Source organism: Roseibium sp. LAB1 (genome assembly GCF_054658235.1).
In genome coordinates, this window is the sequence record NZ_BAAGIB010000001.1 from 1,803,210 (window position 1) to 1,815,660 (window position 12,451).

Here is a 12,451-nt window from a genome sequence, read left to right on the forward strand (position 1 = left end):
CGAGATTACGGACGAGAGCCGCCCCATCCATCCGGCGTGGTGGTCAACTGCCGGCCGCTTCCAGAATGGCAGCGGAGGAAAAATCGTAGTGGCTGCGGTTGGTAGACGATTTGCAGAAACGCGCGAAGTTGATCTTGTCCCAGTTCTCGTCACCCAGCCTGCTGAGATAAAGCTCCACGTTCTCAGCGGTAATCGGCGACATCTTGAACACGACATCGACAAAGACTTCGCCTTGAACGCTCCTGAAGAAATGATCCCTCAGCATCACGACTGCCCAGGCGCCTGCGAAAAAATGCCCGCCGTGGGTCATGGTCAGCTCACTGGAACGCACCGCGTTCATGCCGCGGTTTGACCAGTTGAGCCCCGCGAACAAGATATCCGTGCCGATGTTCAGCCCTGCCTCGACCGCCGCCCGCTGTGCGCCGAAAGCGATATCGTCGTTCGCTCCCCAGACCACGTCGATCCGTGTCCGGTTCAAAACACTCCGGGTGCGTGCGAACGCGGTTTCCTCGCTCCAGTCGACCGGAATGGCATGAACCAGCTTGACATCACCGTTATCGGCAACGGCCCGCAACATGCCGAGTTCCCGCTGCAGTCCGGCAGGGGTGCTGGTGTCGCCCGTCAGCGAAAGCAGCCGGATCTCCTGCGCGTCCGGATTGCGCCGTCGCGCTTCGGCGAACAACGACTGTGCCATCTCGTACCCAGCGGTCTCGTTATCCGGAACGATCGAGGCAACAATGCCCTGCAGACTGATGTTCCGGCGCTCCAGATCCACCCGCTGTTTTGGTGTCAGCTTGTTGAGCAGAAATAGAACCTTGCTCGACTTGCCTTCCATCAGTTGCATCAGCCGGGCCGCGGCCTGGTTCTCGTTGACCAGGATGAAATAGTCGGGCAGCTCCCCCTGTTCCAGCCGGCGGCTGAGCAGCTCTTCCATGCCGTAGGGACGCCGGTTGGCATGAAGAATTTCCAGTTCGACGTTCAGATCCACCGCCGCCGCCACCATGGTTCTGGACACGTCGCCCCAGAACCCGGTTTCCCCACCCGGATTGATGAAGGTCACGCGAAAGTCGGCCGCCTGGACAACACCGGCCACGACCCAGAACCAAACCATGCACAGCAGTCTGACGAACATCATTATCCTTCGCACTTCAACCTTCCCTGCCCGTCCTTGCTGCCCTGTCCGCAAGAACCGTTGCCGGATCGGATCACGCACATTCCTCCTGGTTCTGGCACCCTGACGCTGGCACCCTGGCGCAGAAGGAATGTTCGAAATCCGAACAGGACCTGAGCTTGGGAGCTTTCCCGCTGCCTGAAGCAGGCAGGAGAAGCTCCGGCATGATATTAGCCACCACACAAATTTTCTGCAGACGCGGCATCCGCTTACGCACATTTTAGTCGCGCTAAACCATGGATTGCCAGCAACGGCTCCCTGACACTGTCCTGCCGGGAACCGGGTCGCGACCGAACATCTGCCTGCAAGCCATTTACTGGATGCGGGCACATTGATCCGATTTTCTTAATCAAAGCAAAATTACCACGAGAAAAGGCAGCTCCGGAACCGGCTCCACCGGGAGGATTACATCGTGTTTAACAAAACCTGACGTACTGCCAGACATTTCGACCGGTTCCCGGTCCTGCACATGCTGCCGGAAGACGCTCCAGCCACTTTGCAAGGCAAAACTGCCTACAGAAAGACGTGGTTATACGGTTGATTTTGTGAAAACCTGAAATCCGCGCTTTGAAACGGACACATACCGGGGCCCTGAAAATGTCAATTCGTGCAAGCATTTATCACCTGACCCATTACCGCTACGACCGTCCTGTTACCTTGAGCCCGCAGATCATCCGCTTGCGGCCAGCCCCACACAGCCGCACCCGTGTCCTGTCTCACTCGCTGAAGGTTTCGCCAGAAGGGCACTTCGTCAATCACCAGCAGGATCCCTACGGCAACTGGCTGTCCCGCTTTGTGTTTCCCGAGCCCGTGCGCGAGTTCAAAATCGAGGTGGACCTGGTCGCAGACATGGCGGTCTACAATCCCTTCGATTTCTTCATCGAGGAAAGCGCCGAGGAATGGCCCTTCGACTATCCGCCGGAACTTCGCGAAGATCTCCAGATCTACCGGAAGCTCGACCCGACCGGCCCGCACCTGACCGCATTCCTGGAAACGGTGCCGAAGGATCGCCAGAGGACCGTCGACTTTATCGTCGGCCTGAATGCCAAAGTTTCCCAGACCGTCAACTATGTCATCCGGATGGAACCCGGGGTCCAGACGCCGGAAGAAACGTTCGAAAAAGGCACCGGCTCCTGCCGCGATTCAACCTGGCTGCTGGTGCAGGCTCTGCGTCATCTCGGTTTTGCCGCCAGGTTTGTTTCCGGCTACCTCATCCAGCTGAAACCGGATCTGGAAGCGCTCGATGGCCCTTCCGGCACCGACCACGACTTCACCGATCTGCACGCCTGGGCCGAGGTTTACCTGCCCGGCGCCGGTTGGATCGGGCTGGACCCCACGTCCGGGCTGCTGGCGGGGGAAAGCCACATTCCACTGGCTGCAACACCTCATTACGTCAACGCGGCGCCGATTGTCGGCATGGCGAGCAAGGCGGAGGTCGACTTTGCCTTCGACATGAAGGTCTCCCGCGTTGCCGAACACCCGCGTATCACCAAGCCTTTCTCCGATGACGCCTGGTCGGCGCTCAATCAGCTCGGAGCCAAGGTCGACCGAATCCTGACGCAAGAGGATGTCCGGCTGACCATGGGGGGCGAGCCGACGTTCGTCTCAATCGACGATTTCGAATCCGACGAATGGAACACTGACGCCGTCGGCCCCACCAAACGCCAGAAGGCGGACACACTGATCCGCCGCTTGCGCGAGCGTTTTGCACCGGGCGGTTTTCTGCACTACGGCCAGGGCAAGTGGTATCCGGGCGAGACCCTGCCCCGATGGACATTCTCGCTCTATTGGCGCCGCGACGACAAACCTATCTGGAACGATCCGGCTTTGATCGCCGAAGAAGGCCACGAGACAGGAGCGAGCACCGAACAGGCCGAAGCCCTGCTGCAGGAGATCGCGACAAAGCTGGAAATCGACCCGGACTACGTCGTGCCTGCCTATGAGGACCCGGCGGTCTGGATGGTGAAGGAAGCCAACCTGCCGGAAAACGTCACGCCGAATAATTCCATGCTTGAGGATGCCGAAGCTCGGCATCGCATTGCGCGCGTCTTCGACAGAGGCCTGACCGCACCGGCCGGCCACGTGCTGCCGATCCAGCGCTGGCAGTCTAAAGCCGGCGGCCATCGCTGGCGGTCCGAGCACTGGAAGTTGCGCCGCAACGCCCTGTTCCTGGTTCCCGGAGACAGCCCGGTCGGTTACCGTTTGCCGCTGGAATCGCTGCCTCATGTCCCGCCGGCGCAATATCCCTATACCAACATCGCCGACCCGACCGTCCCGCGGGATCCCTTGCCGGAATTCCCCGCAGGCCCGCGTGCGGATCGCACTCAGGGCATTGCACGCTTCACTGCGGGCGACACCCAGCAGGACAGGCGTGAACAAAGCCTGCCGGATGCAGAAATTGGCGATTCCGCCGTCAGGACAGCCTTGTCGATTGAAGCGCGCGACGGCCGTCTGTGCGTGTTCATGCCGCCGGTCGAACGCATCGAAGACTATCTGGAGCTGGTGTCTGTGGCGGAGGCCGCTGCGGCCGATCTGAACCTGCCGGTCCATATCGAAGGGTACCCGCCTCCGACCGATCCACGCATGAATGTCATCCGTGTCGCTCCGGATCCGGGTGTTATTGAGGTCAACATCCACCCGGCCTCGAACTGGCAGGAATGCGTTGCCATCACCGAAGGTGTCTACGAGGATGCCCGGCAGACACGGCTCGGCGCCGACAAGTTCATGATCGACGGCAAGCACACCGGCACCGGCGGCGGCAACCATGTGGTGGTCGGCGGAGCGACACCGCTCGACAGCCCTTTCCTGCGCCGGCCGGACCTGCTGCGCAGCCTGATCCTTCACTGGCAGCGCCATCCCAGCCTGTCCTACCTGTTCTCGGGCCTGTTCATCGGCCCGACTTCGCAGGCCCCGCGTGTGGACGAAGCCCGCCACGACGGCCTCTACGAGCTCGAAGTCGCCCTGTCGCAGATCAGCCGTCCCCATGAAGGCCCGACCCCATTCCCCTGGCTGGTCGACCGTCTGCTGCGCAACCTCCTGGTGGATGTCACCGGCAACACCCACCGGGCGGAAATCTGCATCGACAAGCTCTATTCGCCCGACGGCCCCACGGGCCGGCTGGGTCTGGTCGAATTTCGCGGCTTCGAGATGCCGCCCGACCCGCGCATGAGCCTTGCCCAGCAATTGTTGCTGAGGGCCCTCATTGCCCGTCTGTGGCAGCAGCCGCTGTCCGGAAATCTGACCCGATGGGGTACGGCTCTGCATGACCGTTTCATGCTGCCACATTACGTGTGGACGGATTTCCTCGATGTTCTGGGCGATCTGGAGCATCACGGATTTGCGATGCGGCCGGACTGGTTCGAAGCCCAGGCCGAGTTCCGCTTCCCCTTCTGCGGAGAGCTCGAGGTCGACGGCGTCCACCTGGAATTGCGTCAGGCGCTGGAACCCTGGCACGTGCTGGGTGAAACCGGAGCCATCGGCGGCACCGTACGCTATACGGACAGCTCCACAGAACGTCTGCAGGTCAAGCTTACCACCAGCGATCCTGACCGCTATGCCGTCACCTGCAACCAGCGCACGCTGCCGCTCAGAAAGACGGAGACCAATGGCGTTTCGGTCGCAGGTGTCCGTTACAAGGCCTGGCAACCGGCCATGGCGCTGCACCCCGTGCATCCGGTCGACGCCCCGCTGACCTTCGATATTTTCGACCGCTGGAGCGGCCGGGCCCTGGGCGGCTGCGTCTATCATGTTGCCCATCCGGGCGGACGGAACTATGACACGTTCCCCGTCAACGGCAACGAGGCGGAGGCGCGCCGCCTGGCCCGGTTCGAGCCTCATGGTCATACGCCTGGGCTCTATCTTCCGGGACTGGAGCGGCCGCATCCGGAGTTTCCGTTGACGTTGGACCTGCGCAGACCGCAGAATGTCTGATGAACCGGCAGCCCCGCCGATTGGAAACGATGCATGAGCTTGGACGAAAACGCAGAACCCGGAGCGCTTCGCTATGACCTTTTGAAGGCCTATCGTCCCTTTCCGGATGTTTCGGACGAGCTGCTTTTCCCCGACGGGCGGGTAAGGCCTGTCTGGCGGCCATTTCTTGATCACCTGGGCGCACTGACGCCCGAGGAAATCACCGAACGCTTCGCGCGCGGCAACCAGTATCTGAACGACGCCGGTGTCTATTTCCGTCAATACGGGCAGGACGGTGCCAATGAGCGGGAATGGCCGCTGAGCCATATTCCGGTGATCATCAGCCAGGAAGACTGGCAGGTGATTGCCGACGGTCTGACGCAGCGCGCCGAACTCCTGGAACAGGTGGTCGCCGACCTTTATGGCGACAACCGGCTGGTGACGAACGGCTACCTGCCTGCGAGCCTGATTGCGCAAAGCCCGGAATGGCAGCGTCCGCTCGTGGGCATCAAGCCGAAGTCCGGACATTTCCTGCATTTCCTGGCCTTTGAGATCGGCCGCGGGCCGGACGGAACCTGGTGGGTCCTGTCCGATAGGGCGCAGGCGCCGTCCGGCGCCGGTTTCGCGCTGGAAAACCGGGTGGCCACCGGACGTGTCTTCAACGAGTTCTTTGCCCGTGCCAACGTTCACCGGCTGGCGGGGTTTTTCCGCCGGTTTCGCGATCATCTCGTCGAACTGCGCGGAGAAACCGAAAGCCGCGTTTCCATCCTGACGCCGGGACCGTTGAACGATACCTATTTCGAGCATGCCTATATCGCCCGCTACCTCGGTTTCATGCTGCTGGAAGGCGAGGATCTGACGGTCGAGAACGGCAAGCTGATGGTCCGCACGGTCGCCGGCCTGAGACCCGTCAGCGTTCTCTGGCGCCGCCTTGATGCTGCGTGGGCCGATCCGGTTGAACTGAACGAAACCTCTCATATTGGTACTCCGGGCCTCGTGCAGGCCGTGCGCAGCGGTGCCGTGACCATGATCAACGCACTCGGCACCGGCATTCTGGAAACGCGGGCCCTGCTGGCCTTCCTGCCGCGCATCAGCGAACATCTGCTGGGCGAACCGTTGAAGCTGCCGAATGTCGCGACCTGGTGGTGCGGCGAAGACAGGACGAAGGCCTACGTGAAGGAACATGCCGAAAGCATAATGTTCAGCCCCGCGCTGTCGACAGCCCTTCCCTTCACGTCCTCCCATACCGATTTTATCGGCAAGGATTTCGACAAGTTCCACAAGGGTATCCTGGAAACCTGGATCGACAGCAAGAGCGACAAGCTGGTCGGACAGGAAGCCGTCACCCTGTCGACAACGCCTGCCTATGACAACGGTCTTCTGGTTCCCCGGCCAATGAGCCTCCGGGTGTTTCTGGCCCGCACTGCCAATGGCTGGGAAGTCATGTCGGGCGGGTTTGCCCGGATCGGGCAGACGGAAGACGCAAGTGCGATTGCCATGCAGTCGGGTGGGTCCGCCGCCGATGTGTGGATTGTCGGCGGCCAGAAGCCGCATAAGGAAACCCTGCTGCACCAGACGGAATCGCCGTTCTTCAAATCGCAGACCGGTTCCCTGCCCTCACGCGCGGCCGACAACCTCTTCTGGCTTGGCCGGTATGTGGAGCGGGCCGAAGGGGCCGTAAGGCTGCTGAGAGCCTATCACGCCCGGCTGATGGAGACGGCCGATCCGGAAGCCCCACTTGTGGCACTGACGGCGGAATATCTCGACAAGATCGGCATGGCACCGGTCGAACCGATCCCCGACGGCCTGGGCGACATGCTGCAATCGGCCGTCGCCAGCGCCGCAAAGGTGCGCGACAGGTTCTCCGTCGACGGCTGGCTGGCGCTGAACGACCTTGCCCAGGCTGCGAACGGCGCCAAGCGCACCATGCGCGGCAATGCCGACGTGACGAGGGCCATGGGCCTTCTCTTGCGCAAGATCACCGGCTTTTCGGGCCTCGTGCACGAAAACATGTACCGCTTCATCGGCTGGCGTTTCCTGTCGATCGGCCGCGCGTTGGAACGTGCCCACCGGATGGCCGATCTTCTGTCGGTCTTTACCGCAGAAGATGCTCCCGAGGGTTCTCTTGAACTGCTGCTGGAAGTTGGCGACAGCGCCATGTCCATGAGCCGGCGTTATGCGGTTTCTCTCAGCCACGCCACCGTGCTGGACCTGCTGGCGATGGACACCAAGAACCCGCGTGCGGTGCTCTATCAGCTCACCGACATGAAAGACCATATCGGTGTCCTGCCGAATGCCACGGAAAACGGGCACCTGTCGGAACTTGCCCGCTCCGTCCTGCAGATTCACACCCTTCTGGCAATTGCGACCCCGGAGACCCTGACCCCGGACACCCTCGCCGACCTCAGGGACCAGATCGCCTATCTCTCCGTGGAGCTGACCGATGCCTATATCCGGTAACACCCGGTCACTTGCACCCGACACGACTGACGTGAGGCGCCCGTGCTTTACGATGTAACACTTGAAATTACCTACGATTATGCCAACCCGGCCAACTACGGCCATCATGCCCTCAGGCTGATGCCGGCGACCATTCGTGGTGAGCAGAAGCTCATGGCGGGGCAGATCCATATCGTGCCCGGCCCGTCCGAGCGTCACGACCGGACGGACTTTTTCGGCAATTCCGTCGTCGATGTCGCCTACCGCCGCAGCCACAGTGAACTCAGCTTCAAACTGAAAGCGCGTATCGACAGAACCGCGGTGCCCGAGGAACTCGACATTTCCCCGCCGCTGAGCGCGCTGGCACGGGAACTTTCCGGAGTTCACTCCCTTGCCTCCAACGCACCGGTCCATTTCCTGTCCGCTTCCCCGCGCCTGCCGCTCGACCCCGCATTCGCCGTTTATGCCCAGGACCTTATCGTGCCGGGCATGAGCACGATTTCCGCGGTCGAAGCCATCGGCAAGGCGCTGAACAAGGACATGCGTTTCGATGCCGATGCCACGACCGTCGACACCCCGGCCATCGAGGCCTTCGACCGCCGTCACGGGGTCTGCCAGGATTTTTCGCATATCATGATCGCCTGCCTCAGAAGCATTGGCATTCCGGCAGGCTATGTCAGCGGTTTTCTGCGCACCATTCCGCCCGAAGGCCAGGAACGGCTCGAAGGGGCCGACGCCATGCATGCCTGGGTAAGGGCCTGGTGCGGCATCGAGATCGGCTGGATCGAATACGACCCCACCAATGCACTGCGCGTGGGGCAGGATCATATCGTTGTCGCGTATGGCCGCGACTATGGCGATACAGCGCCGGTAAAGGGTGTCCTGCGCACGTCGGGCCCTCAATCCACCGATCACAAGGTCGATGTTGTCCCACTTTGAAGCAGTCGTTTTTCACACCACACCGTCTTTGGACGGCCTCCGGAATATTATCGCGAGATATCCCCGGCTGAGCCAGGTCAACCTGTTTCCATAACCGACGTTTTGCTAAAATGTGGAACGCGACCAAGGGGAGCTGGTTATGCGTTCGTTTCTTCATGCCATCGTGTTTTTGCTGGTATCGGCCAGCACCGTGCAGGCAGGTTACGACCAGTCCAGGGACTGGTTCCACGCCAAGGACTGGAGGGAGCGGGTCCGGATCCAGTTTCTGCTGGTCTTCACCAGCGACTACGCCTCCCAGGTGGATGGCACCTTTGGCAAGCTCACCTACAACGCGCTCACCACTTTCCAGAAACATCGGGAATTTGTACCAAGCGGCGTGCTTGACGACGAGCAGATGCAGATCCTCCAGCGTGACGGTCTCGACCTTGTCACGCGGGTGGGCTTTGAAACCTACAAGGACTCCATTTCCGGCCTCCAGCTCGGTGTTCCGGGCAAGCTTTTCGAACTGTCCACCCAGACACCGCGCGGGCGCCTCTGGCGTGCCTACGACAACAGCATCGAACTGGAAACCCTGCAGGTTCCGGCCGACGAAACCGACTACGCGGCCCTCTACAAGCGCCTGACCGACACCAGCGACGGGCGGACCGTGGAGCACAAACAATTCCGGAACGACTACTTCGTCGTCTCCGGCCAGCAGAACGGGCGCGACTTTTACCTGCGGATGATGAAGACAGGTGAGGACAGCCGCGGCTTTTCGCTTGCCTGGCAGGCACGGCATGCCGTCTTCATGGACCGTGTGGCAGTTGCCATGTCGAACAGCATGACGTTTTACGACGGAACCGACGAGGAGAAACTGGACGCGATCACATCCGCGCCCGGCCTGCAGGTTCTGGAACGTGAAAACGGCAGCACTCCCTTTCCCAAAGGAGCGCGCAAGGATATCCCCGGCAAGCAGACCTCGTCCTCCGGCAGCGGCTACTTCCTGACCACCGAAGGTCATATCGGCACCAACGCTCATGTGGTTGGCGATTGCCAATCGCTGGACGTCCCTGGACACGGCACCGCGAGACTGGTGAAGGCGGACACGGAGAACGATCTCGCCATCCTGCAGCTCGACAGCGGAAAGTCGGATCATGTCGCGCAGTTCCGGTCCAAGCAACCGATTGTACGCGGCGAGGAAATCTTCGTGATCGGTTACCCCTTTGCCCAGATCCTGGACAACAACCTGAACTTCACCCCCGGCATGATCTCCTCGCTGGCGGGCGTGAAAGGCGACAGTCGCCATTTCATGGTGACCGCACCGGTGCAGCCCGGCAATTCAGGTGGCCCGGTCCTGGACCGGACCGGTGCCGTCGTCGGCACCGTGGTGTCCCGGCTGGACAAGTTCAAGACGCTGAAGCTGGCCGGTGATCTGCCCGAAAACGTGAATTTCGCTGTACGGGGGAGACTGATGGCGGAGTTCATGGAAAGCCTTGGACTGGCTCCCTCCTACAACACCATCACCACCATCAAGAGCCCGACCCGGATCGACGAGGAAGCCTCGCAATACACCGTGCTGGTGCTCTGCCGGAACTGAACCAGCCGGAAAAACCATCTTGCCTTTCCGGCATGTCGTGCTTTACCGAATGGCCTTGTCCTCGGCATCGAAGAAATGCAGACGGCTTTCGTCAAAGACAAGACCGACACGGGTCCCCTCTTCAACTTGGTCGGCACCGCTGATACGCACCAGGATCGTGTCGAGCCCGTCGAGTGCCACGTAGAGGAAGGTGTCAGCCCCCAGATACTCGGCGACTTCCACCGTACCGCTGCAATGCCCCTCGCCCGCCCCGGTGATGCCGATGTGTTCCGGACGGATACCGAGCTTGACCGGCACCTGTGCGCTGCCGGCGTGCGGATAGTGACCGCCGCCGTGCCCCCGCAGCGAAAACCGGCCTTCTTCCAAAGTACAAGGCAGCACGTTCATCTTCGGCGAGCCGATGAACTGGGCAACAAACAGATTGTCCGGCCGCTCATATAGCTCACGCGGAGATCCGACCTGCTCAATCTCGCCGGACTGCAGCACCACGATCTTGTCGGCCAGCGTCATCGCTTCCACCTGATCGTGCGTCACATAGATCATCGTGGTTCCGAGGCTCTTGTGCAGGCGCGCGACCTCGAAGCGCATTTCAACGCGCAGCGCTGCATCCAGGTTCGACAATGGCTCGTCGAACAGAAAGGCGCTCGGCTCGCGCACGATGGCCCGGCCGATAGCCACCCGCTGGCGCTGTCCGCCGGACAGGGCCTTTGGACGCCGGTCGAGATAATCGTCCAGCTTCAGCACTTCGGCGGCGGCATTCACCTTGCGGTCGATCTCCGCCTTGGGGAAGCCCGCAGTCTTCAGGCCGAAGCCGACATTCTCACGGACCGACATATGCGGATAAAGCGCATAGGACTGGAACACCATCGACAGCCCGCGGCCCGATGGCGGCAGAGCGGTCACGTCCTTGCCGTCGATCTCGATAGCGCCGCGGCTGGTTTCCTCCAGGCCCGAAATCAAGCGCAGCAGTGTAGACTTTCCGCAGCCGGAGGGCCCGACAAAGATGACGAATTCGCCGTCCTTGATATCGAGGTCGATCCCCTTGATGACCTGCAGGTCACCAAACCACTTTTCGACCTTGTTGAGCTGAATCGCTCCCATCGCGTCCCCCTTAAGCTGCCTGCTCGGCGTGTGAGGGCGAAGCCCAGGTTAGCCAGATGGCCGACGTCCAGGAGAACGATCCACCGCCTGCTCCCGCCCCCGTTTCCGGGCTGAAATATTCGGCAAAGCCGCCGGTCTCGATCAACCGCGCGGTGTCGGCCCGCAGACGCTCGGCCCGGGTGGCATCGCCTGCTTCGGCAAAGCCTTTCGCGATCATGTAGTTGATCATGGCCCACACCGGCCCGCGCCAATAGCGCAAGGGTTCATAGCTGCGGTGATCGGGATCGTAGGACGGCATCAGATAGTCGACCCGTGCCGCGATCCTGTCGAAATGGGCCTGAAGCGCAGCCAGGGTTTGCGGATCGGTGAGCCCAGCATAAAGCGCCAGGAATGACGCGCTGGAGAGACCGTCCGTCAGCTTTCCACTGCGCTCATCAAAGGCGACATGGGCCTTGACCTCATCGTTCCACAACGTTCGGCTGCCAGCCTCCATCGCCGTGATCCAGCCCCGGATCTCGTCGGCTTCCGCACTCTTGCCGAGTTTCTCAGCCAGCGAAAGAAGGTCCCTGTTGGCGCGCAGGAAGATGAAGGTCACGCCCGGGTCAGCAACAAAGAACGGGCAGGTCTCGGCGACCTTTTGCGGGTCCCAGCCAACCTTGCGGCAGGCGGCGACGATGCTGAGATAGCGGTCGTAATCCTCCTTGTGCGGCCGCATGGCCGGATCCACATGCGAGGTATCCTTGCGCTCGTAAGGACCGATGTCCTTGACCTCGACCGCCCTGAGCGCCTCATCCCAGTCCGGCAGGTTGTCCCGGCCCGATTCCCAGGGGTGAATAACGGCGATGACGCCAAGGTTTTTCGGGTCGCGATAGGCCAGATACCAGCGGTGCCAGGCCATCAGTTTCGGCAGCAGCGCTTCCGCCCGCTCCAAGGCCTTTCCCGTCTGGTCAGCCTCCACCAGACTGTGGACAACGGACGCGGCCACCGGCGGCTGCGAATGACCGGAACTCGGGATCGGGCCACCGTCGGTGCCCCAGACGCTCGGCCCGGGAAAATAGCTCGGGTCATCCTTGCGAAACAGGATGTGCGGCACCATTCCGTCCCGCCACTGACCCTGGAAGAGCATTTCGATTTCCTGCCAGGCCCGGTCCTGATCGAACTCGGCGAACCCCAGCGCGACGAAGACGGAATCCCAGTTCCACTGGTACGGATAAAGTCCCTTGGTCGGGATCGTATATCCGCCCTGGTCGTTTTCGGTCAGGATGGCCTTTGCCGCCTGGTCTAGATCTGCGTGTGCCACAGCGTACTCCCTCGGG

The 12,451-nt window shown here is 61.4% G+C and carries 7 protein-coding genes; 4 read left to right on the plus strand and 3 right to left on the minus strand.

What is annotated here, in order from left to right:
• Positions 1-43: 43 nt before the first annotated feature.
• The gene (locus ACYQ54_RS08495; protein ID WP_460081095.1) at positions 44-1,132 is read right to left on the minus strand and encodes an ABC transporter substrate-binding protein; all 1,089 of its coding nucleotides are present in this window, start codon (positions 1,130-1,132) and stop codon (positions 44-46) included.
• Between the two features lie 636 nt (positions 1,133-1,768).
• Here ACYQ54_RS08495 and ACYQ54_RS08500 point away from each other — a divergent pair.
• The 4 genes from ACYQ54_RS08500 to ACYQ54_RS08515 all read left to right on the plus strand — a co-directional run bounded on the left by ACYQ54_RS08500 (position 1,769) and on the right by ACYQ54_RS08515 (position 10,034).
• The gene (locus tag ACYQ54_RS08500; protein ID WP_460081096.1) at positions 1,769-5,101 is read left to right on the plus strand and encodes a transglutaminase family protein; all 3,333 of its coding nucleotides are present in this window, start codon (positions 1,769-1,771) and stop codon (positions 5,099-5,101) included.
• A gap of 33 nt (positions 5,102-5,134) precedes the next feature.
• The gene (locus tag ACYQ54_RS08505; RefSeq protein ID WP_460081099.1) at positions 5,135-7,540 is read left to right on the plus strand and encodes a circularly permuted type 2 ATP-grasp protein; all 2,406 of its coding nucleotides are present in this window, start codon (positions 5,135-5,137) and stop codon (positions 7,538-7,540) included.
• 42 nt (positions 7,541-7,582) lie between these two features.
• Positions 7,583-8,458 (plus strand): transglutaminase family protein, encoded by an 876-nt coding sequence (locus tag ACYQ54_RS08510; RefSeq protein WP_460081100.1) that lies wholly within the window; start codon positions 7,583-7,585, stop codon positions 8,456-8,458.
• 139 nt (positions 8,459-8,597) lie between these two features.
• Positions 8,598-10,034: a serine protease gene (locus ACYQ54_RS08515; RefSeq protein WP_460081102.1), complete on the plus strand. Its 1,437-nt coding sequence runs from the start codon at positions 8,598-8,600 to the stop codon at positions 10,032-10,034.
• A 42-nt stretch (positions 10,035-10,076) separates the two neighbouring features.
• Here ACYQ54_RS08515 and ACYQ54_RS08520 read toward each other — a convergent pair whose 3' ends face one another.
• On the minus strand, positions 10,077-11,135 hold the full coding sequence (locus ACYQ54_RS08520) for an ABC transporter ATP-binding protein (protein ID WP_460081104.1): 1,059 nt from the start codon (positions 11,133-11,135) through the stop codon (positions 10,077-10,079).
• A gap of 10 nt (positions 11,136-11,145) precedes the next feature.
• The gene (locus ACYQ54_RS08525) at positions 11,146-12,435 is read right to left on the minus strand and encodes an MGH1-like glycoside hydrolase domain-containing protein (protein WP_460081107.1); all 1,290 of its coding nucleotides are present in this window, start codon (positions 12,433-12,435) and stop codon (positions 11,146-11,148) included.
• Positions 12,436-12,451: the final 16 nt, after the last annotated feature.

What these genes read in the sequence shown, in the direction of transcription:
- ACYQ54_RS08520 (WP_460081104.1), bottom strand. Translation starts at nt 11,135, where the DNA reads ATGGGAGCGATTCAGCTCAACAAGGTCGAAAAGTGGTTTGGTGACCTG.
- ACYQ54_RS08500 (WP_460081096.1), top strand. Translation starts at nt 1,769, where the DNA reads ATGTCAATTCGTGCAAGCATTTATCACCTGACCCATTACCGCTACGAC.
- ACYQ54_RS08515 (WP_460081102.1), top strand. Translation starts at nt 8,598, where the DNA reads ATGCGTTCGTTTCTTCATGCCATCGTGTTTTTGCTGGTATCGGCCAGC.
- ACYQ54_RS08495 (WP_460081095.1), bottom strand. Translation starts at nt 1,132, where the DNA reads ATGTTCGTCAGACTGCTGTGCATGGTTTGGTTCTGGGTCGTGGCCGGT.
- ACYQ54_RS08505 (WP_460081099.1), top strand. Translation starts at nt 5,135, where the DNA reads ATGAGCTTGGACGAAAACGCAGAACCCGGAGCGCTTCGCTATGACCTT.